16 protein-coding genes are annotated in these 20,416 nt (G+C 67.1%); 4 read left to right on the top strand and 12 right to left on the bottom strand.

The window, feature by feature from the left end:
- Positions 1-7 precede the first annotated feature (7 nt).
- Positions 8-655 (bottom strand): protein-L-isoaspartate O-methyltransferase, encoded by a 648-nt coding sequence (locus tag V3B48_RS17270; protein WP_049398378.1) that lies wholly within the window; start codon positions 653-655, stop codon positions 8-10.
- 136 nt (positions 656-791) lie between these two features.
- The gene (locus tag V3B48_RS17265) at positions 792-1,472 is read right to left on the bottom strand and encodes a TetR/AcrR family transcriptional regulator (protein ID WP_049398377.1); all 681 of its coding nucleotides are present in this window, start codon (positions 1,470-1,472) and stop codon (positions 792-794) included.
- A 119-nt stretch (positions 1,473-1,591) separates the two neighbouring features.
- On the opposite strand from V3B48_RS17265, the gene V3B48_RS17260 reads away from it, so the two are divergent.
- Complete coding sequence (locus V3B48_RS17260; RefSeq protein WP_125895090.1) at positions 1,592-2,722, top strand: efflux RND transporter periplasmic adaptor subunit; 1,131 nt, start codon at positions 1,592-1,594, stop codon at positions 2,720-2,722.
- A 4-nt stretch (positions 2,723-2,726) separates the two neighbouring features.
- Positions 2,727-5,888 carry an efflux RND transporter permease subunit gene (locus tag V3B48_RS17255; RefSeq protein ID WP_285301548.1) on the top strand — a complete coding sequence of 1,054 codons (3,162 nt, stop codon included), beginning with the start codon at positions 2,727-2,729 and terminating at the stop codon, positions 5,886-5,888.
- A gap of 312 nt (positions 5,889-6,200) precedes the next feature.
- On the opposite strand, the gene V3B48_RS17250 is transcribed toward V3B48_RS17255, so the two are convergent.
- Entirely contained in the window at positions 6,201-7,106 is a 906-nt protein-coding gene (locus V3B48_RS17250; protein WP_329894133.1) for a LysR family transcriptional regulator, read from the bottom strand.
- A 117-nt stretch (positions 7,107-7,223) separates the two neighbouring features.
- Between V3B48_RS17250 and V3B48_RS17245 the strand changes: the two genes are divergently transcribed.
- Positions 7,224-7,997: an SDR family oxidoreductase gene (locus V3B48_RS17245; RefSeq protein ID WP_121504421.1), complete on the top strand. Its 774-nt coding sequence runs from the start codon at positions 7,224-7,226 to the stop codon at positions 7,995-7,997.
- A 164-nt stretch (positions 7,998-8,161) separates the two neighbouring features.
- Here the strand turns inward: V3B48_RS17245 and leuB are convergent, their stop codons facing one another.
- The 9 genes from leuB to ilvC form a co-directional block, all read right to left on the bottom strand.
- On the bottom strand, positions 8,162-9,223 hold the full coding sequence (gene leuB / locus V3B48_RS17240) for a 3-isopropylmalate dehydrogenase (protein WP_180838222.1): 1,062 nt from the start codon (positions 9,221-9,223) through the stop codon (positions 8,162-8,164).
- Positions 9,213-9,791, bottom strand: coding sequence for a 3-isopropylmalate dehydratase small subunit (gene leuD, locus V3B48_RS17235; RefSeq protein ID WP_125430798.1), 579 nt, complete (start codon positions 9,789-9,791; stop codon positions 9,213-9,215). The genes leuB and leuD overlap by 11 nt, the downstream gene beginning before the upstream one ends.
- Complete coding sequence (leuC, locus tag V3B48_RS17230; protein WP_329894132.1) at positions 9,791-11,209, bottom strand: 3-isopropylmalate dehydratase large subunit; 1,419 nt, start codon at positions 11,207-11,209, stop codon at positions 9,791-9,793. Before leuC ends, leuD begins: the two co-directional genes overlap by 1 nt.
- Positions 11,210-11,269: 60 nt before the next feature.
- A complete protein-coding gene (locus tag V3B48_RS17225) occupies positions 11,270-12,049 on the bottom strand; it encodes a methyltransferase domain-containing protein (RefSeq protein ID WP_329894131.1) in 780 nt (259 codons plus the stop codon).
- A 10-nt stretch (positions 12,050-12,059) separates the two neighbouring features.
- The gene (locus V3B48_RS17220; RefSeq protein ID WP_032130450.1) at positions 12,060-13,646 is read right to left on the bottom strand and encodes a 2-isopropylmalate synthase; all 1,587 of its coding nucleotides are present in this window, start codon (positions 13,644-13,646) and stop codon (positions 12,060-12,062) included.
- Positions 13,643-14,734 (bottom strand): threonine dehydratase, encoded by a 1,092-nt coding sequence (locus tag V3B48_RS17215; protein ID WP_329894130.1) that lies wholly within the window; start codon positions 14,732-14,734, stop codon positions 13,643-13,645. The genes V3B48_RS17220 and V3B48_RS17215 overlap by 4 nt, the downstream gene beginning before the upstream one ends.
- 96 nt (positions 14,735-14,830) lie before the next feature.
- Positions 14,831-15,082 carry an ACT domain-containing protein gene (locus V3B48_RS17210; protein ID WP_014038403.1) on the bottom strand — a complete coding sequence of 84 codons (252 nt, stop codon included), beginning with the start codon at positions 15,080-15,082 and terminating at the stop codon, positions 14,831-14,833.
- Positions 15,066-16,802: an acetolactate synthase 2 catalytic subunit gene (ilvG, locus tag V3B48_RS17205; RefSeq protein ID WP_049462520.1), complete on the bottom strand. Its 1,737-nt coding sequence runs from the start codon at positions 16,800-16,802 to the stop codon at positions 15,066-15,068. The genes V3B48_RS17210 and ilvG overlap by 17 nt, the downstream gene beginning before the upstream one ends.
- Positions 16,803-16,841: 39 nt before the next feature.
- Positions 16,842-17,816 carry a ketol-acid reductoisomerase gene (gene ilvC / locus V3B48_RS17200; RefSeq protein ID WP_032130453.1) on the bottom strand — a complete coding sequence of 325 codons (975 nt, stop codon included), beginning with the start codon at positions 17,814-17,816 and terminating at the stop codon, positions 16,842-16,844.
- Between the two features lie 612 nt (positions 17,817-18,428).
- Here ilvC and ggt point away from each other — a divergent pair.
- Entirely contained in the window at positions 18,429-20,222 is a 1,794-nt protein-coding gene (gene ggt, locus V3B48_RS17195) for a gamma-glutamyltransferase (RefSeq protein WP_239509230.1), read from the top strand.
- Positions 20,223-20,416 lie beyond the last annotated feature (194 nt).

Genomic DNA, 20,416 nt, shown 5'->3' with positions numbered 1-20,416 from the left:
CTTGGACTCAGAGGTGGAACTGGGGGGCCGGGGCGGCACCACGCAGGTAATCAATATCGGTCTCGAACAGGGACTCGGTGCTGCCGTCGGCCTTGACCAGCAGGGCCTCCATCGCCGGCGAACGGCCATGGATCACGAACAGGCGACCACCCGGACGCAGCCACGAGGCGAACTGTGACGGCACCACGTCGACCGCACCAGTGACACAGATCACGTCAAAGCGGCGTTCGGTCTGCCAGGACAGGGCGTCGGCCACTTCCACGCGGACGTTGGTGCCCAGGCCGGAAGCGTCCAGGCGGGCACGCGCGGCGGCGGCCAGTTCCGGGTCGATCTCCAGGCTCAGCACGTCGCGCGCCAGCGCGCCGATGCAGGCTGCCAGGAAGCCGCTGCCGGTGCCGATTTCCAGCACTTCGTCACCCGGCTGCAGATCCAGTGCCTGCAGGGTACGGCCCTCGATGACCGGCTTCATCATCTTCTGGCCATGGCCGATCGGGAGTTCAACATCGGCATAGGCCAGTGCCCGGTGTGCATCGGCGACAAAGGCCTCGCGCGGCAGGCGGGCCAGGACGTCGAGCACCTTGATGTCCAGCACGTCCCAGGGACGGATCTGCTGTTCCACCATCAGTTCGCGGGCGTGGGCGTAATCAATCGTCATGAGGTTCAAATCCAGCGCAGTGGGCCGGCCATTTTACCGGTGCCGGAGGCCGGCGGCGCGCCCAGAGCATCAGCTGCCGGGTGGCCGGGGTCGCAGTGCCGGAAGTCATCGCGACCTCCGGTTCGTTCAGTTTTGGTTATCCGGCCGTCCCGGCCCCTCTTGGCGCGTAGGCGCGCAGGAAGAAGTCGATGCTGGCGGTCACATGGGCAAGAGGGTCGCACTCCACCGGTGACAGTGGCATGCCGCACATCATATGCATGTGCACTTCGCCCTTGACCAGGGTAAGGAACTGCTGGCCAGCCAGGTAATAGTCGGGGATGTCCAGTTCGCCGCGTTCGCCGCGCGCGCGCAGGAAATCGGCCAGGGCCTCGCAGGTACGTTCCGGGCCGGCCTGCCAGAACAGCTCGCGCAGGCGTTCGTCGGTCTCCGGCGCCATCATCATGCGCTGGATCGAGATCGCTGCGTCGGAGGTGATCAGCTCGAAGAAGGCCAGGCCGATGCCGATCAGCTGGTCGCGCAGGGGGCCGTCCGCGTCGGCCACGAACAGCGCATCAGGCAGCATTTCAATGCATTTTGACTGCACGGCCTCGGAGAACAGGGTCTCCTTGTCGCCGAAGTGGCTGTACACAGTCAGCTTCGAGACGCCGGCCTGAGCGGCGATGGTGTCCATGCTCACGCCGGTATAGCCCTGTTCGATGAACAGTGCCTTGGCTGCTTCAAGGATCGCCGCGCGCTTGCCGAGGTCCTTGGGACGCCCGGGTCCGGCGGCCTTGGCAGCGGGCTTGGCCGACGGCTTGCGGGAAGTGGGAGAACTCATCGCGACAATACTAGACCAAGCGGTTCGATATTTATACTATACCGGCCGGTTTATTAAATTGGGCCGGCAGTCGCGGCTCCCCCCTTAGTTGCAACCCTGCGTTTTCAGGACGTTGACCGATGAAGATCGTGCGCTGGATGGGCGGTATGGTGTGGGTGGCTGCGCTGGCAGCCTGTTCGGGACAGGAACAGGCGCCACAGGCGGCCGTACCGGTGCTGGTGGTTCACCCCGGCGAACAGGCCGGGCAGGCCCCGGCGGCGTTCCCGGGCACGGTGCGTGCCCGGCAGGAAAGCCCGCTGTCGTTCCGCGTCGGTGGCAACCTGGTCAAGCGCCATGTCGATGCCGGGCAGCGGGTCAAGAAGGGCGATGTGCTGGCCGAGCTGGACGTGGCCGACTTCGCGCTGCAGGCCCGCGCCTCGCAGGCGCAGCTGGCTGCGGCCGAAGCCGATCTGGTACGTGCCCGCGATGACCTCAAGCGCTACCAGGTGCTGGCCGACCAGCAACTGGTCAGCCGCTCGCAGCTGGACCAGCAGTCCGCCGCCTTCAAGGCCGCGCAGGGCCAGGCCAACGCCGCCCGCGCCAACCTTGATGTGCTGCGCAACCAGGCCGATTACGCCCAGCTGCGCGCACCGGCCGACGGCGTGATCGCCAGCCGCGAGGCCGAGGCCGGGCAGGTGGTGTCGGCCGGCCAGACCATCTTCAACCTGGCCGCCGATGGCGGGCGCGAAGTGCTGATCGACCTGCCCGAGGCCACCATCCGCGACTATGCGGTGGGCCAGCCGGTCGAGGTGGAGCTGTGGAACCGTCCTGGCCAGCGCCTGCCGGGCACGATCCGCGAGATCGCCGCCGCCGCCGATCCGCAGGCACGTACCTACGCGACCCGGGTCAGCCTGGCCGCCGATGCGCTGGCCGATGTCGAACTGGGCCAGAGCGCACGCGTCTACAGCAGCGCCGGCCGCCACGGCACCCTGCAGCTGCCGTTGGGCGCGCTGCAGCGTGGCGCCAATGGGGCCGCCAGCGTCTGGGTGGTCGATCCGGCCAACAGCACGCTGAAGTCCGCAGCGATCACCACCGGGGCTTACGGCAGCGAAACGGTGCCGGTGCTGTCCGGTGTGGGCGCGGGCGACTGGGTGGTCGCCGCGGGTGGCCATCTGCTGCGTGCCGGCCAGCCGGTGATTGCCGTGGATCGGCAGAACCGCCCGGTGCTGAAGCCGGCCGCGCCGGCCACTGCCGCCAAGGCCAAGGAGTAAGCCGGTGCGCCGCTTCAATCTTTCCGAGTGGGCGCTGGCCAATCGTCCACTGGTGCTGTTCGCGATGCTCGCCTTCGCCTTGATCGGCGCGTGGTCGTACAAGCATCTGGGCCAGTCCGAGGATCCACCGTTCACCTTCAAGGCGATGGTGGTGCGTACGCTGTGGCCGGGTGCTACCGCCGAGCAGGTCTCGCGGCAGGTGACCGAGCCGATCGAGAAGGCGCTGATGAACACCGGCGAGTACGAGTTCATCCGCTCGTATTCGCGCCCGGGTGAATCGCAGGTCATCTTCATGGCGCGCGACAGCCTGCGCTCCAAGCAGATTCCGGATCTGTGGTACCAGGTGCGCAAGCGCGTGGGCGACATCCGGCCGACGCTGCCGCGCGAGATCGTCGGCCCGTTCTTCAACGATGAGTTCGGCGACACCTACGGCAACATCTATGCGCTGACCGGCAAGGGCTTCGACTACGCGGTGATGCGTGATTACGCCGACCGCATCCAGCTGGAGCTGCAGCGCGTGCCCGACGTCGGCAAGATCGACCTGGTCGGCCTGCAGGACGAGAAGGTGTGGATCGAGCTGTCCAACACCCGCCTGGCCACGCTGGGCGTGTCGATGCAGCAGGTGCAGCAGGCACTGGCCGACCAGAACGCGGTCACCGGTACCAGCTTCTTCGAGACCGCCACCGATCGCGTGCAGCTGCGCGTGACCGGCCAGTTCAATGACATCGACGCCATCCGCCAGTTCCCGATCCGCGCTGGCGACCGCACCGTGCACCTGGGCGACATCGCCGAGGTCAAGCGCGGCTTCGCCGACCCGGCGTCGCCGAAGATGCGCTTCATGGGCGAGGAGGCGATCGGCCTGGCCGTGGCAATGAAGGACGGCGGTGACATTCTCAAGCTTGGCGCCAACCTTGATGCCGAGTTCGAACGCCTGCAGAAGACCCTGCCGGCCGGCATGCAGCTGCGCAAGGTGTCCGACCAGCCGCAATCGGTGGAGGAGTCGGTCGGCGAGTTCGTGCAGGTGCTGACCGAAGCGGTGGTGATCGTGCTGCTGGTCAGCTTCTTCTCGCTGGGCCTGCGCACCGGCCTGGTGGTGGGCGTGACCATTCCGCTGGTGCTGGCGATGACCTTCTTCGTCATGCACTACTTCGACATCGGCCTGCACAAGATCTCGCTGGGCGCGCTGGTGCTGGCGCTGGGCCTGCTGGTGGACGATGCGATCATCGCGGTGGAGATGATGGCCACCAAGATGGAACAGGGCTACGACCGCCTGCGTGCGGCCAGTTTCGCCTGGGAATCGACCGCGTTCCCGATGCTGACCGGCACCCTGATCACGGCGGCCGGCTTCCTGCCGATCGCCACCGCCGCATCGAGCACGGGTGAGTACACCCGCTCGCTGTTCCAGGTGGTGACCATCGCACTGGTGGTGTCGTGGATTGCCGCAGTGCTGTTCATCCCGTACCTGGGCGACAAGATGCTGCCGGACCTGTTCAATCCGCAGCCGCCGAAGCCGGGCAGCCTGTCCGCGCGCTGGCTGGCCAAGCGCCAGCAGTGGGCCGACCGCTATCCGGCGCTGGCCAACCTGATCGCACCGCCACAGCACGGGCACGACCATGATCCGTACCAGCGCCCGTTCTACCGCAGCTTCCGCCGCTTCCTGGATGCCTGCCTGCGTCATCGCTGGTGGGTGATCGCCGCGACCATCGGCCTGTTCGTGTTCTCGCTGATGATGTTCCGCTTCGTGCCGCAGCAGTTCTTCCCGGATTCGACCCGGCCGGAACTGATGGTGGACATCGAGCTGGCCGAGGGCGCGTCGCTGCGCTCGACCCAGGCCCAGGCCGAGAAGCTGGAGAAGCTGCTGTCCAACCGCGAGGGCATCGCCAACTATGTGTCCTACGTGGGCACCGGTTCGCCGCGCTTCTACCTGCCGCTGGACCAGCAGCTGCCGGCCACCAACTTCGCCCAGTTCGTGGTGCTGGCCAAGGACATCAAGTCGCGCGAGAGCACCCGTGACTGGCTGCTGCATGAGGTGATCCCGAAGTTCCCGGACGTGCAGATGCGTGTGACCCGCCTGGAGAATGGTCCGCCGGTCGGTTACCCGGTGCAGATGCGCATCTCCGGCGAGCACATCGAGAAGGTGCAGGCGATCGCACGCCAGGTCGAGGCCAAGGTGCGTGAGAACCCGCACGTGATGAACGTCAACCTGGACTGGAGCGAGCCGAGCAAGGTGGTGCGGTTGGTGATCGACCAGGAGCGTGCGCGCGCGCTGGGTGTGAGCAGTGCCCAGGTCAGCCAGTTCCTGTCCAGCTCGCTGGCCGGGCAGTCGGTGAGCGTTTATCGCGAAGGCAACCGCCAGATCGAGATGCTGCTGCGCGGGCCGGCCGATGAACGCAACCAGCTGGAGCTGCTGTCCAGCCTGTCGATGCCGACCGCCAACGGCGGCAGCATCACGCTGTCGCAGGTGGCGACGATGGAGTACGGCTTCGAGGATGGCATCATCTGGCACCGTAACCGTCTGCCGACGGTGACCGTGCGCGCCGACATCAGTGATGGCATGCAGCCACTCGACGTGGTGCATCAGATCCTGCCGACGCTGGATGGCATCCGTGCCGAGCTGCCGAATGGCTACCTGCTGGAAACCGGCGGTACCGTGGAGGATTCGGCACGTGGCCAGAACTCGATCAAGGCCGGCATGCCGCTGTTCCTGGTGGTGGTGGCCACGCTGCTGATGCTGCAGCTGCGCAGTTTCTCGCGTGCGGCGATGGTGCTGGTGACCGCGCCGCTGGGCATCATCGGTGCGACCCTGTTCCTGCTGCTGTTCCGCGCGCCATTCGGCTTCGTGGCGCTGCTGGGCACGATCGCGCTGGCGGGCATGATCATGCGCAATTCGGTGATCCTGATCGACCAGATCCAGCAGGACATCGATGCCGGGCATGACCGCTGGCATTCGATCATCGATGCGACTGTGCGCCGTTTCCGCCCGATCGTGCTGACCGCGCTGGCGGCCGTGCTGGCGATGATTCCGCTGTCACGCAGTGCGTTCTATGGCTCGATGGCGATTTCGATCATGGGTGGCCTGATCGTGGGCACGGTGCTGACCCTGGTGTTCCTGCCGGCGCTGTACGCCGCGTGGTTCCGGGTCAAGCCGGACGAATCCGGGGCGTAATGCCCCGGGTTCGGCGGCCACTGCCCTGGTAGGTGCCAACCTTGGTTGGCACTGATGCGTGCATCCACGCATGGCGTGGATCTACCGCAGCGGGTCTTGGCCCTGGTAGGTGCCAACCTTGGTTGGCACTGATGCGTGCATCCACGCATGGCGTGGATTTACCGCAGCGGGTCTTGGCCCTGGTAGGTGCCAACCTTGGTTGGCACTGATGCACGCATCCAAGCATTGCGTGGATTAACCGCAGCGGGTCTTGGCCCTGGTAGGTGCCAACCTTGGTTGGCACTGTTGCACGCATCCACGCATGGCGTGGATTTACTGCAGCTGCAGGCCGCTCCGCAGCACCGGCAGCAGCCATTCGATGAACACCTGCACGCGTTGCGCGCGGTGCTGCCGATGCGGTTGCAACAGGGTCACCGGCAGCGGTTGCGCCACGTGCTGTGGCATCACTTCCACCAGCGCACCGGATTGCAGTTCGGCCTGCACGTCGTAGCGCGGAATCTGCAGCAGGCCGAGCCCCGCCACGCAGCACGCGATCGAGGCCTCGGCGCTGTTTACCCGTACCCAGCCAGGCATCGGCAGCGTGCGCAGCTGGCCACCGTCCTGCCATTCCCACGGTTCCACCCGCGCCGTGGTCGGCGATGCGTAGTTCACCGCGCGGTGCTGCTGCAGGTCGGCAGGATGCTGCGGTACGCCGTGTTCGCGCAGGTAGGCCGGCGCGGCGACGTTGACGAAGTCGAGCTGTCCCAGCATGCGGGCCACCAGGCTGGAGTCACCCAGCCGGCCGACCCGCAGCACCGCATCACAGCCGTCTTCGATCAGGTTCACCGCGCGGTCGGTCATGCCCAGGTCCACTTCAACCTGCGGATGGCGCGCGAAGAAGTCGGGCAGGGCCGGGGCGAGGATGCGGCGGCCGATCCGGCTGGGCACATCGATCTTCAGCAGGCCCACCGGCTGCGCATCGTCTTGCCGGAACAGCGATTCGGCGTCTTCAACCTCGGCGATCAGGCGCAGGCAGCGGGCATGGAACACGTCCCCATCATGGGTGGTGGACACCCGACGGGTCGATCGCTGCAGCAGGCGGGTGCCGAGCCGCTGCTCCAGCTCGGCCACCGCCGCGGAAACGGTGGAGCGGGGCAGGCCGAGCTGGTCGGCGGCGCGGGTGAAGCTGGCGCACTCCACCACCCGGGTGAAGATGCGGAAGCGATCGATCCGGTCCATTGTTCGCCTATTCTGGAAAGTTAAGTCAATGTGGCGGGCTTTATCCGCATTTTCTGCACGATATCGTCGTCAGGGCAGGGTTGCCACCCCGGGCAGCCCCCTCCTGAGACAAACGCCATGACCGACCATTCCCTCAAGGGCAAGACCGTGCTGATCGCCGGTGGCGCCAAGAACCTGGGCGGCCTGCTGGCCCGCGACTTCGCCAGCCAGGGCGCCAAAGCCATCGTCATCCACTACAACAGCGCCGCCACCCAGGCCGATGCAGAAGCAACCGTTGCCGCCGTGCAGGCGGCCGGCAGCAAGGCGGTGGCCCTGCAGGGCGACCTGACGTCGGCGGCAGCGATGGAGCGCTTGTTCGCCGATGCCGTGGCCGCGGTCGGCCGTCCCGACATCGCCATCAATACGGTCGGCAAGGTGCTGAAGAAGCCGCTGCTGGAGATCAGCGAAGCGGAGTATGACGAGATGAGCGCGGTCAACGCCAAGGCTGCCTTCTTCTTCCTGAAGGAGGCCGGCCGCCACGTCAACGACGGTGGCCGCATCTGCACCCTGGTCACCTCGTTGCTGGGTGCGTTCACACCGTTCTATTCCAGCTATGCCGGCACCAAGGCGCCGGTGGAGCATTTCACCCGTGCGGCGTCGAAGGAGTTCGGTGAGCGCGGCATCTCGGTTACCGCGATCGGCCCTGGTCCGATGGACACGCCGTTCTTCTATCCCGCCGAGAGTGCCGATGCGCAGGCGTATCACAAGACCGCGGCCGCACTGTCGGCATTCACCCGCACTGGCCTGACCGACATCGCCGACATCGTGCCGTGGATCCGCTTCCTGGTGACCGATGGCTGGTGGATGACTGGGCAGACGATTCTGGTCAATGGTGGGTACACCACCAAGTAACGCAGCCACGCAAGGCGTGGCTCTACTGCGGTGGTGGGTGCCAACCTTGGTTGGCACGGATGGCGCATCCACGCATGGCGTGGATCTACAGTAGAGCCACCCCATGGGTGGCTGCGCACAATGTCCAAAGGGAGGGGCGCCACGCATGGCGTGGCGCTATCGGATCAGTTGAGCTTCGCCAGCACCGCATCTGTCGCAGCGGCGGTACTCACCGCCTGGCCCTTGGCGGCCAGATCGGCGGTGAACACGCCATCGTCCAGCACGGCGTGGACGGCAGCTTCCACCGCAGCAGCCTCGGCTTCCAGGCCCAGCGAATGGCGCAGCAGCATCGCGGCGCTGAAGATCGTCGCGTACGGGTTGGCGATGCCCTTGCCGGCGATGTCCGGGGCCGAACCGTGGATGGGCTCGTAGATACCGACCGCACCGGGTTCGCCCAGCGAGGCCGACGGCAGCAGGCCCAGCGAGCCGGCCAGCATCGACGCCTCATCGGTGAGGATGTCGCCGAACATGTTCTCGGTGACGATCACGTCGTACTCGCGCGGCTTGGCCAGCAGGTGCATCGCCATTGAATCGACCAGCTGGTGCTCCAGCGCAACGTCCGGGAACTCCTCGCGGCCGATGCGCGCGGCCACGTCACGCCACAGGCGCGAGGTTTCCAGCACATTGGCCTTGTCCACCGAGGTGACCTTGCCGCGACGCTGTTGCGCCAGACGGAACGCACTGCGCAGCACGCGCTCGATCTCGGCTACGGTGTAGCGGCACAGATCGCTGGCGCTGTCGGCGTCGCGGGTCTTGTCGCCGAAGTAAATGCCGCCGGTCAGCTCGCGCACCACCACGAAGTCCACCCCCTGCAGCAGCTCGGCCTTGATCGGCGAGGCGTGCAGGGCGGCTTCATGGGTACGCACCGGGCGCAGGTTGGCATACAGGCCCAGCGCCTTGCGGATCGCCAGCAGGCCCTGCTCCGGGCGCACCTTGGCATTCGGGTCGGACCACTTCGGGCCGCCGACTGCACCCAGCAGTACGGCGTTGGCGGCCTGGCAGGCGGTCAACGTAGAGGCGGGCAGTGGCTCGCCATGGCGATCGATGGCGACGCCACCGATGTCGTGCTCGCTGAAGGTGAAGGTGTGGTTGAAGCGTTCGGCGACGGCCTTCAGGACGGCGACTGCCGCGGCGGCCACTTCCGGGCCAATGCCATCACCGGGCAGGACAACAATTTCAGCGTGCATGCTCACTCTCGTAGCGTTCGATTTCAGGGACACGGCCCAACAGATACCCCAACTGGTCGACACCTTCCAGCAGGCAGGTCTGCGAGAAGCCATCCAGCGGGAAGGAATAGACGCGACCATCGGGCGTGCGCAGTTCGCGCGCGGCCACGTCGATGGTCAGCTCGTCGTCCGGGCGCTGCATCAGCGCCTGCACATCGGCCTCGTCCAGCACGATCGGCAGCAGGCCGTTCTTCAGCGCGTTGCCGCGGAAGATGTCGGCGATCTCGCTGCTGACGATGGCACGCAGGCCGAGGTCGGTCAGCGCCCATGGTGCATGCTCGCGCGAGGAACCGCAGCCGAAGTTGCGGCCCGCCAGCAGGATGCTGCGGCCGGCGTTGTGTGGCTGGTTGAAGGCGAAGTCGGCCACCGGGGAACCGTCGGCCTGCCAGCGCCAGTCATTGAACGCGTTGCGGCCGAGGCCGGCACGTTCGGTGGTGGACAGGAACCGCGCCGGGATGATCTGGTCGGTGTCGATGTTGGTCTGCGCCAGTACCACGCTGGACGAGGTCAGGGTACGGAAACCGGCCATCACGCCACCTCCTGTGCGAACAGTTCGCGGGTATCGGCGACGTGCCCGTTCACCGCGGCCCAGGCGGCGCTCATCGGCGAAGCCAGCAGCGTGCGCGAACCGGGGCCCTGGCGGCCTTCGAAATTGCGGTTGCTGGTGCTGACGGCCAGCTGGCCGGGGGCGACCAGGTCACCGTTCATGGCGATGCACATCGAGCAGCCTGGCTCGCGCCATTCTGCACCGGCCGCGCGCACGATCTCATGGATGCCCTCGGCCTCGGCCTCGCGCTTGACGATCTCCGAACCGGGCACCACCAGCATGCGCACCCGGTCAGCGACACGACGGCCGCGCAGCACCTGCGCCACTTCGCGCATGTCGCTCAGGCGGCCGTTGGTGCACGAACCGACGAACACCACATCCACCGGCGTGCCGGCCAGCGCCTTGCCGGCCTGGAAGTGCATGTAGTCCAGGCCCTTCTGTGCGGCGGCATCGTTGGCCGCCGGAATCGGCGCATCCACCGCGATGGCGGTGCCCGGGTGCGTGCCCCAGGTCAGGGTCGGGCGGATGTCGGCAGCGTCGATGCGCACTTCGCTGTCGAAGCGCGCGCCCTCATCGCTGCGCAGCTGCTGCCAGCGGGCAACGGCGGCATCGAAGTCGGCGCCCTTGGGGCCGCGCGGAGTGTTGGCGACGAAGTCGAAGGTGACCTGGTCGGGGGCGACCATACCGGCGCGTGCGCCGGCCTCGATCGACATGTTGCACAGGGTCATGCGCTGTTCCATGTCCATCGCTTCGATGGTGCTGCCACGGAATTCGATCACGTGGCCGGTGCCGCCGTTGACGCCGATCACGCCGATGATGTGCAGGACCACGTCCTTGGCGCCGACGCCCGGCGCCAGCGGGCCGTCGACGGTGATCGCGAAGGTCTTCGCCTTGCGCTGCAGCAGGCACTGCGTGGCCAGCACGTGGCCGACCTCGCTGGTGCCGATGCCGAAGGCCAGCGAACCGAACGCACCATGGGTGGAGGTGTGGCTGTCGCCGCAGACGATGGTCATGCCGGGCTGGGTGAAGCCCTGCTCGGGCGCGATCACGTGGACGATGCCGCGGTTGTCCGAAGCCATGTCGAACAGCTCGATGCCGTGCTCTGCGCAGTTGCGTGCCAGCGTGGCGACCTGTGCCTCGGACGCCGCGCTGGCGTAGGGCAGCGTGCCATCGGCGGCAGCCGGCAGGGTCGGCGTGGAGTGGTCCATCGTCGCCTTGGTGCGATCCGGGCGGCGCGGCGACAGGCCGCGCTCGCGCAGTTCGGTGAACGCCTGCGGCGAGGTCACCTCGTGGATCAGGTGCAGGTCGATGTACAGCACGGCGGGCGCGCTGTCGGATTCGGGAACCACCACGTGGGCGTCCCACAGTTTGTCGTACAGGGTGCGGGGTGCGGAAGTCATGCGTGTGCCTGGCAGAAGTACGAAATAGCGGACATCAGGAAAGATAGCGAAAAGGTCAAGTCAGCGGCGACGGGCAAGCACCCGCAGCCGCACGTAGTCGGCCAGCGGCTGACCGCCGGCGTTGCGCGGCAGCTCGGCCAGCAGAACGGTGGCGGCCTCGCGCACGGTGGCGCGTGCCTCGGCTGGCAGGTCGTCCAGCAGCGGTGCGGCGAATACCCGCAGCCAGCCGGCCACGCCGGTCGGCAGTGCGGTCGGTCGCGGCGTGCACTCGATCAGCTGCACCTGGAAGCCATGCTGGCGCAGGCGGTCGGCGTAGGCATCGGCAGTGGGGAAGTACCACTGGAATGCGCTGGCGCCGTGGCCATGGGCCGCGCGTGCAGCCTGCACCGCCGCGATGATCGTGGCCACGTTGCCATGGCCGCCGAACTCGGCAACGAAGCGGCCACCGGGGCGCAGGGCGCGGCGCACACCTTCCATCACCCGGTCGGGGTTGCTCATCCAATGCAGCGCTGCGTTGCTGAATACCGCATCGAACTCACTGTCGAACGACAGCGCGTGGCCATCCATCACCTGCGCATCGACGCCGCGCGCACGCGCGGCGATCACCAGCTCCGGCGAGGCATCCACGCCGTGGATGTGTGCGCCGCTGAGCGCCAGCTCAGTGCTGAGCACGCCATCGCCACAGCCCAGGTCGAGGATGCGTTCACCGGTGCGCGGGTCGAGCAGGCGCGATACCGCGCCGCCGAGCAGCGGCACGAAGCCGGCGTCGATCGCATAATCCTGGGCGTTCCACTGCTGGCCAGCGGCGCTGGCCGGGGTGGGGGTGTCGAAGGCGCTCATGGCGGGGTCCTCAGGCGGTGGCGGGGGTGGCAACGTCGGTGTTGCTGTGGGCGGCAGCCTGGCGCTGGCGCAGCAGGCGGTTGGCCACATCCAGCCAGGCCAGCGCGGAGGCTTCGATGATGTCCTTGCTGGTGCCGGTGCCGTCGTACTCCACGCCCTCGTGGCGTACGCTCAGATTGGCTTCGCCGCGCGCATCGGCGCCGATGCCGACGCTGTGCACGTGGTAGCTGTCCAGCATCAGCTGCACGCCGGTAGCGGCCGACAGCGCGCCGAACAGCGCATCGACCGGGCCATCGCCCTGCGCGGTCTCGGCCACGCGGTTGCCGTCCGGGTCGGACAGTTCGACCAGTGCATTGGCGCGGCTGCCGACGTCGCTGATGGTCATCGACGCCAGGCGATAGCCCTGCGCGTTGGAGCCACCCTGCATCAGCGTCTGCAGGTCGGCATCGGTGACCACGCGCTGCTGTTCGCACAGGCCCTTGAACTGCTCGAACACCAGCTTCAGTTCGTCTTCGTCCAGCCAGAAGCCCAGCGCACGCAGGCGCGCTTCGACGGCGGCGCGGCCACTGTGGCGGCCCAGCACCATCTGCGAATCCTCCCAGCCCACGTCTTCCGGACGCATGATTTCGTAGGTGCCGCGGTGGCGCAGCATGCCGTGCTGGTGGATGCCCGATTCGTGGGCGAAGGCATTGGCACCGACGATGGCCTTGTTGCGCTGTACCGGCATGCCGACCAGACGCTGCAGCAGCTGCGAGGTGCCGACGATGCGCGGGGTGTTGATCGAGCTGTCCTGTTCGTAGAAGGCCTGGCGCACCTTCAGCACCATCGCGATCTCCTCCAGCGAGCAGTTGCCGGCGCGCTCGCCGATGCCGTTGATGGTGCACTCGACCTGGCGCGCGCCGCCTTCGATGGCGGCCAGCGAGTTGGCCACGGCCAGGCCCAGGTCGTTGTGGCAGTGCGCGCTGAAGATCACATTGGCGGCATTCGGCACGTCGGCGACGCCGGCGATGACCTGCTGGAACATCGCGCGGATCTCTTCCGGCGTGGTGAAGCCGACGGTGTCGGGCAGGTTGATGGTGGTGGCGCCGGCAGCGATGGCCACGCGCGCGACTTCGATCAGGTAGTCCAGCTCGGTGCGGGTGGCATCCTCGGCCGAGAATTCGACATCGTCGATATAGGACCGGGCCAGCGATACGTGCTTGCGTACCGACTCCAGTACCTGCTCGCGGGTCATCCGCAGCTTGTGCTCGCGGTGCAGCGGGCTGGTCGACAGGAACACGTGCAGGCGCGGGTTGGCAGCGGCCTCCAGCGCACGTGCCGAGGTTTCGATGTCGGCCTGCAGGCAGCGCGACAGCACCGCCAGGGTCAGGCTCGGGCGGCGCAGTTCGCGGCCGATCAGTGCCATCGCCTCACGGTCGGACTGCGAGCTGGCCGGGAAGCCGGTCTCGATGATGTCCACGCCCAGTTCGTCCAGCGCACGCGCCATCACCAGCTTCTGCGGCGGGCTCATGCTGCAGCCGGGGGACTGCTCGCCGTCACGCAGGGTGGTGTCGAAGATGCGGATGCGCGGGGTGGTAATTCGTTCGATGGTGGTCACAGGGAAATCTCCTCGACAGCGGGTGCGACGGCTTGCAGGGGGGAAGGGGAAGAGGTGGGGGAAGCGATGGCGCTGGCCTTGGCGGGCGAGCGCGGTGTTTCGCTGCGCCGTCGCCGTGGTTTGCGTGGCGGGCGCGGGCGGATGTCGGTGAGCAGGCCGGCCAGGACGCCGGCATCGATGTTGCCGCCGGAGACCACCGCACACTTGCGGCGGCCGGCGACGCGGCGGCCGGCGGCCAGCGCCAGCGCACCGGCGCCCTCGGCGATGATGTGTTCTTCCAGTGCCAGGCGGACCAGGGTTTCGCGCAGTTCGGCTTCGCGCACGATCACCACATCGTCCAGCAGCGAGGTGCACAGGCGGCGGGTCAGGAAGCCGGGAATCTTCACCCGCACGCCGTCGGCCAGCGAAGCAACGGGGGCGATCTCGCGCACGTCACCGCGGATCGCGCGGGCCATCGAATCGACGCCTTCCACCTGCGCGCCCACCACGCGGACGCCCTGCGATTTCAGTGCCAACGCAACGCCGGAGGCCAGCCCGCCGCCGCCGATCGGCACGATCACCACGTCCGGCGCGTGTGCGGCCAGCTCGATGCCGACCGTGCCCTGGCCGGCGATCACGTCGGCATCGTCGAACGCGGACAGGAAGCGGTAGCCGTGGCGTTGTGCCAGTTCGACCGCGAAGGCGTAGGCCTCGTCATAGCTGGTGCCGTGCTGGCGCACGGTCGCGCCCCAGTGGGCGACGCCGGCGATCTTGGTGGCGGGCGCGCCATGCGGCATCACGGTGATGACCGGCACGTCCAGGCGGTAGGCCGCCCACGCCACGCCCTGGGCATGGTTGCCGGCCGAGGCGCAGATCACTGGCCGGGTATCGCCGCGCTCGCGGCCGGCCAGCAGCGCATTCAATGCGCCGCGTACCTTGTAGGAACCGGTGCGCTGCAGGTTCTCCAGCTTCAGCCAGGTACCGAAGCGTTCGGCATGGTGCAGCGGGGTGGGCGGCAGGAAGCGGCGCAGACGAGCCTGCGCCGCCAGTACGTCGGCGACGCTTACGTCGCCGACATCACTTTCCTGGCTGGTGTCAGCGGCCGGCATGGGCCACCAGCGCAGTGCAGAAGACCGCCGCATGTGGGCACGGGCGGCGGAGAAGACGCCTCCGTACCGGCACCGTGGTCGCTACGGTACGGGTGTTCATACGGATGCTCCTTCCACGGCGGTGACCTGCACGGACACGCAGTCGTAGATCTTCTCGATCTGCCGGCACAGCGTTTCCGCCGGACGCTGGCCATCCACCACCAGCTGCAGGTGCCAGCGGCCATCGTCGGCGGCCACCGGCGCACCACTGATCGCACGCGGCGCGAAGCCACGGCGTTCGGCCATGCCGATCACGCGCAGCAGCGCGCCTTCGGCCGGGTGCAGCACCAGGTCAAGCCGGTATTGCATTGGGGGTCTCCTGGCGGGCATGGGCGGGGTTGCTTTCCAGCATCGTGCTGTTGGCGGTGTTCGGCGGCACCAGCGGCCACACGTTGGCGCGTGCATCGATGGCCACGTGCAGCAGCGCCGGGCCTGGTTCGGCCAGCAGTGCGGCCAGGCCGCCTTCCACGTCGTCGCGGTTGTCGATGCGGGTGGCGGCGATGCCGAACACCTGTGCCAGTGCCACGAAGTCCGGGTTGTCGGACAGGTCGATCTCGCTGTAACGCTCGGCGAAGAACAGCTCCTGCCACTGCCGCACCATGCCCAGCGAACTGTTGTCCAGCAGCACGATTTTCACCGGCAGGCGGCAACGCGCGATGGTGGCCAGCTCCTGCACGTTCATCATGAAGCTGCCGTCGCCGGAGACCAGCACCACGGTGCGCTCGGGGCAGGCGAACTGCGCACCCATCGCGGCCGGCAGGCCGAAGCCCATGGTGCCCAGCGCGCCACTGGTCAGATGATTGCGCGGGTGGTTGAAACGGCAGTGCTGGGCGACCCACATCTGGTGCTGGCCGACATCGCAGGCGATCACCGCATCGGCCGGTGCCAGCTCACTCAGGCGCTTCAGCAGGGCCGGTGCGTAGATGTGCTGGCCCGGCGCGTCGTAGCGTGCGGCGAAGCGATCGCGATGCTGTGCACAGCGCTTGCGCCATGCGTCCTGGTGGGCCTTGGGGGAGGGGAAGGCCGCACGCAGGGCGCGGATGGCATGGCCGACGTTGCCGGGCACGGCGACGTCGGCGCTGCGCAGCTTGGAGATCTCGTAGGCGTCGGCGTCGATGTGGACGACGCGGGCGAACGGTGCGAACTCGGCCAGCTTGCCGGTGGCACGGTCGTCGAAGCGCGCACCCAGCACCAGCAGCAGGTCGCTTTCCTGCACCGCCATGTTGGCCGCGCGGGTACCGTGCATGCCCAGCATGCCCAGCGACTGCGGGTGGTTGGCCGGCAGTGCGCCCAGCCCACGCAGGGTCATCACCGTGGGGATGGCACTGGCCTCGACGAAGTCGCGCAGGTCCTGCACCGCGTCGCCCAGCGCGATGCCCCCACCGGCGTAGACCACCGGCTTTTCGGCGGCTGCCAGTGCGGCGATGGCCTCGGCGATGGCCGCTTCGGCCGGCGCAGGCGGCGGCTCGATGCTGCTCGGCACGTGCGCTGGCAGATGACTGGCATCGGCCAGCTGCACGTCCTTGGGCAGGTCGATCAGCACCGGGCCGGGCCGGCCTTCGCGGGCGATGCGGAACGCATCGGCGACCACGCGCGGCAGGTCATCGACGCTGCGCACCAGCCAGCTGTGCTTGACGATCGGCATCGTCAGGCCGAACACATCCAGTTCCTGGAAGGCGTCGGTGCCCAGCAGCGGCGTGCCGACCTGACCGGTGATGCAGACCATCGGTACCGAATCCAGCATCGCATCGGCAATGCCGGTGACCAGGTTGGAGGCGCCCGGGCCGGAGGTGGCCACGCAGACACCCACCTGGTTGCTGGCGCGGGCAAAACCGTTGGCGGCCAGCGCCGCGCCCTGCTCATGGCGTACCAGGATGTGCTTCAGCGACGAATCCACCAGCGCGTCGTAGAACGGCATGATGGTGCCACCGGGATAGCCGAACAGCGTGCGGACGCCTTCGGCCTCCAGCGCCTGGGTCAGCCAGCGCGCGCCGTTGGGCGGCGCGCTGCGATGTGTCGAAGAGTTCATGGGGGAACCTTGCAAAGCGGGTGGGGGAGGGCCGCGCGGTTACGCGGCCTGTCCTTGCAACCAGACCATCTTGGCGCGCAGTTCCTTGCCTACCTTTTCGATCGGGTGCTCCAGGTCGGCCTGCTTGAACCTGTTGTAGTTCGGCAGGCCCGCTTCGTACTCGGCCACCCAGTTCTTGGTGAAGGTGCCGTCCTGGATGTCCTTCAGCACTTCCTTCATGCGTGCCTTGGTGCCGGCGTCGATCACCCGCGGGCCGCTGACGTAGTCGCCGTACTGCGCGGTCTCGGAGATGAACTCCAGCATGCGCGAGATGCCGCCTTCGTAGAACAGGTCCACGATCAGCTTCAGTTCGTGCAGCACTTCGTAATAGGCGATCTCCGGCTGGTAACCGGCTTCGACCAGGGTTTCGAAACCGGCCTGCACCAGTGCCGAGGCACCGCCGCACAGCACCGCCTGCTCGCCGAACAGATCGGTCTCGGTCTCTTCCTTGAAGGTGGTCTGGATCAGGTTGGCGCGAGCGCCGCCGAGGCCGGCCGCATAGGCCTGCGCGTGCTGCGCAGCCTTGCCGCTGACATCCTGGTAGACCGCCCAGATGCACGGTACGCCGCGCCCGATCTCATACTCACGACGCACCAGCGCACCCGGGCCCTTCGGCGCAACCAGCACCACGTCCAGGTCGGCGCGCGGCTCGATCATGCCGTAGTGCACGTTCAGGCCATGCGCGAACAGCAGGCAGGCGCCCTGCTTCATGTTCGGCGCCAGCACGTCGTTGTAGAGCTTCTTCTGCACCATGTCCGGGGTCAGCACGGCGACCAGGTCGGCGTCTTTCACCGCTTCAGCGGGCGCGATCACGGTGAAGCCATCGGCCTGCGCCTTGGCTTCGGTCGGGCCGCCCGGACGCAGGCCTACCACCACATCGAAGCCGGATTCACGCAGGTTCAGCGCGTGGGCGCGGCCCTGGCTGCCGTAGCCGATGACGGCGATCTTGGTCTGGGGCAGGTCGTTGGTGCTCATGGGGGAGGTTCCTTGCGGTGGGAAGAAAAAAGAACGGCCGGTCGTCGAGGTGACGTGCCGGCCGGTCAGGGGAAAGCGGTGGAGGAGGCGCCGCGCGTTGCACAGGCACAGCCACCACGAGGCGTCGCGGTGGTGCAGGTCCGGGTTGTGCGATCGGCGTTGTGCATGGTGGTTGCGTCTGAAACCAGGTTCTGAAATGAAAAAACCCGCACCGGGGCGGGTGCGGGTTTTTGAAGAGTTCCGGTGTGTTTGTTGCTTACACGCTGGCTCGTCCCGCACCTGTTGGTTGGGTAATAAGTACGAGCACAAGAATCGAACGCAGCGAGGCGGCGCCGGTGTCGGCGGCTTCGATGTGGGTTCGCGGTGGCGTGTTGTGATGCAACATGTGATCGAGATAAACACAGCCGTTTCGGCGCTGTCAACCCTCGCAACGGATTTTCCATCGGTTTCCGCTGCATCCAGCGCAATCGCTTGCGGCACAAGGATGGTTGCCGCTGAAAGTGTTTCGGTGAACCCGAATTCACTCCTTTCAGGGCAGTTTTTGCGCGGAATTCGGCGGATTTTCGCCTTGGTGGGGGCGGACCTTCCGCACCCACCCCAGGATCAACGTCCATGACCTCTGCCCGATACCGCATGCAGGCCGCAGCGGCGAAGATCGAGGGACCACCCTTCCATCGGAACCCGACCGTGTCCCGACGCCTTGCCCGTTCCCTGCTGGCCGCTGCTCTACTGGCCGCTGTGCCCGCACTGTCTTCTGCCGCCGACCGCATCACCGGCCACACCTTTGCCACCCGTTCGGAGGTGATCGCCCCGCATGCGATGGCCGCCACCTCGCAGCCGCTGGCCACCCAGATCGCGCTGGACGTGATGAAGGGCGGTGGCTCGGCGGTGGACGCGGCGATTGCCGCCAACGCCGCGCTCGGCCTGATGGAGCCCACCGGCAACGGCATCGGGGGCGACCTGTTCGCCATCGTCTGGGACCCGAAGACGCAGAAGCTCTATGGCTACAACGGTTCGGGCCGTTCGCCGAAGTCGCTCACCCTGGCCGAGTTCCAGCGCCGTGGCCTGAAGGACATCCCGGCTACCGGCCCGCTGCCGGTCTCCGTGCCCGGCGCAGTCGATGGCTGGTTCGCGCTGCACGACCGCTTCGGCCGCAAGCCGATGGCCGACAACCTGGCGCCGGCGATCCGCTACGCCCGCGAGGGCCATCCGGTGGCCGAGGTGATCGCCTACTACTGGGACCGCTCGGTGCCCAAGCTGTCGCAGTACCCGGGCTTCAAGGAACAGTTCACGATCAACGGCCATGCCCCGCGCAAGGGCGAGATGTGGAAGAACCCGAATCTGGCCAGCACGCTGCAGAAAATCGCCGACGGCGGTCGTGATGCCTTCTACAAGGGCGATATCGCCCGCACCATCGGCGACTACTTCAAGGCCAACGGCGGCTTCCTGAGCTACCAGGACATGGCCGACCACCACGGTGAGTGGGTCGAACCGGTCAGCAGCAACTACCGTGGCTACGACGTGTGGGAGCTGCCGCCGAACAGCCAGGGCATCGCCGCGCTGCAGATCCTCAACGTGCTGGAAGGCTACGACTTCTCGAAGATCCCGTTCGGTTCACCGGAGCATGTGCACCTGTTCGTTGAAGCGAAGAAGCTGGCCTTCGCCGACCGCGCGCGCTTCTATGCCGACATGGCGTTCCAGCCGGCGCCGGTGCAGAAGCTGATTTCCAAGGACTACGCCGCACAGCGCCGCGCACTGATCTCGATGGACAAGGCGCTGAAGGAAGTGCAGCCGGGCACGCCGAAGCAGCTGGAAGAAGGCGACACCATCTACATGACCGTGGCCGACGCCGACGGCATGATGGTGTCGCTGATCCAGTCCAACTACCGCGGCATGGGCAGCGGTATGGCGCCGCCGGGGCTGGGCTTCATCCTGCAGGATCGTGGCGAGATGTTCGTGCTGCAGAAGAACCATCCCAACGGCTACGCGCCGGGCAAGCGTCCATTCCAGACCATCATCCCGGGGTTCATCACCAAGGGCGGCAAGCCGTATGCCAGCTTCGGCGTGATGGGCGGCGCGATGCAGCCGCAGGGCCACGCGCAGATCGTGATGAACCTGGTGGATTTCGGCATGAACCTGCAGGAAGCCGGTGATGCACCGCGCATCCAGCATGAGGGCTCGACTGAACCGACAGGTCAGGCCACGGCGATGACCGACGGTGGTGAAGTGAATCTGGAAACCGGCTTCCCGTATGAAACGGTGCGTGCGTTGATGCGCAAGGGGCATCGCATCGTGTTCGCCGACGGTCCGTATGGTGGGTATCAGGCGATCATGCGTGATCCGGAATCCGGCGTTTACTACGGTGCGTCTGAGAGTCGAAAGGATGGGCAGGCGGCGGGGTATTGAGGTTTCCCGGCCACCGGGCGCAGCCCCCTCTGCGGTGGATTCCGTAAAGCTGGGTTTGGCCGGGCGGGTGGATTGTCTGGGGGCCGCTGCAAGTACGTCCATGTAAGCTCGGTCGCCGCATCCATGCGGCTCATGCCCCCAGCCAATCCACCCGCCCGGCCACGGACAGTTTCCTGTGGCTGCCACCGCAGGAA

The sequence above is a fragment of the Stenotrophomonas sp. SMYL20 genome (assembly GCF_036320045.1).
Lineage (GTDB): Bacteria > Pseudomonadota > Gammaproteobacteria > Xanthomonadales > Xanthomonadaceae > Stenotrophomonas > Stenotrophomonas maltophilia_A.
The sequence above is the reverse complement of the archived record's forward strand: the minus strand, read 5'-3'. Positions and strand labels throughout refer to the sequence as shown.

Excerpts from the sequence above, each read along its gene's own strand:
- V3B48_RS17270 (WP_049398378.1), bottom strand. The coding sequence starts at position 655 with ATGACGATTGATTACGCCCACGCCCGCGAACTGATGGTGGAACAGCAG.
- V3B48_RS17265 (WP_049398377.1), bottom strand. The coding sequence starts at position 1,472 with ATGAGTTCTCCCACTTCCCGCAAGCCGTCGGCCAAGCCCGCTGCCAAG.
- V3B48_RS17260 (WP_125895090.1), top strand. The coding sequence starts at position 1,592 with ATGAAGATCGTGCGCTGGATGGGCGGTATGGTGTGGGTGGCTGCGCTG.
- V3B48_RS17250 (WP_329894133.1), bottom strand. The coding sequence starts at position 7,106 with ATGGACCGGATCGATCGCTTCCGCATCTTCACCCGGGTGGTGGAGTGC.
- V3B48_RS17245 (WP_121504421.1), top strand. The coding sequence starts at position 7,224 with ATGACCGACCATTCCCTCAAGGGCAAGACCGTGCTGATCGCCGGTGGC.
- leuB (WP_180838222.1), bottom strand. The coding sequence starts at position 9,223 with ATGCACGCTGAAATTGTTGTCCTGCCCGGTGATGGCATTGGCCCGGAA.
- leuD (WP_125430798.1), bottom strand. The coding sequence starts at position 9,791 with ATGGCCGGTTTCCGTACCCTGACCTCGTCCAGCGTGGTACTGGCGCAG.
- leuC (WP_329894132.1), bottom strand. The coding sequence starts at position 11,209 with ATGACTTCCGCACCCCGCACCCTGTACGACAAACTGTGGGACGCCCAC.
- V3B48_RS17225 (WP_329894131.1), bottom strand. The coding sequence starts at position 12,049 with ATGAGCGCCTTCGACACCCCCACCCCGGCCAGCGCCGCTGGCCAGCAG.
- V3B48_RS17215 (WP_329894130.1), bottom strand. The coding sequence starts at position 14,734 with ATGCCGGCCGCTGACACCAGCCAGGAAAGTGATGTCGGCGACGTAAGC.
- V3B48_RS17210 (WP_014038403.1), bottom strand. The coding sequence starts at position 15,082 with ATGCAATACCGGCTTGACCTGGTGCTGCACCCGGCCGAAGGCGCGCTG.
- ilvG (WP_049462520.1), bottom strand. The coding sequence starts at position 16,802 with ATGAACTCTTCGACACATCGCAGCGCGCCGCCCAACGGCGCGCGCTGG.
- ilvC (WP_032130453.1), bottom strand. The coding sequence starts at position 17,816 with ATGAGCACCAACGACCTGCCCCAGACCAAGATCGCCGTCATCGGCTAC.
- ggt (WP_239509230.1), top strand. The coding sequence starts at position 18,429 with ATGACCTCTGCCCGATACCGCATGCAGGCCGCAGCGGCGAAGATCGAG.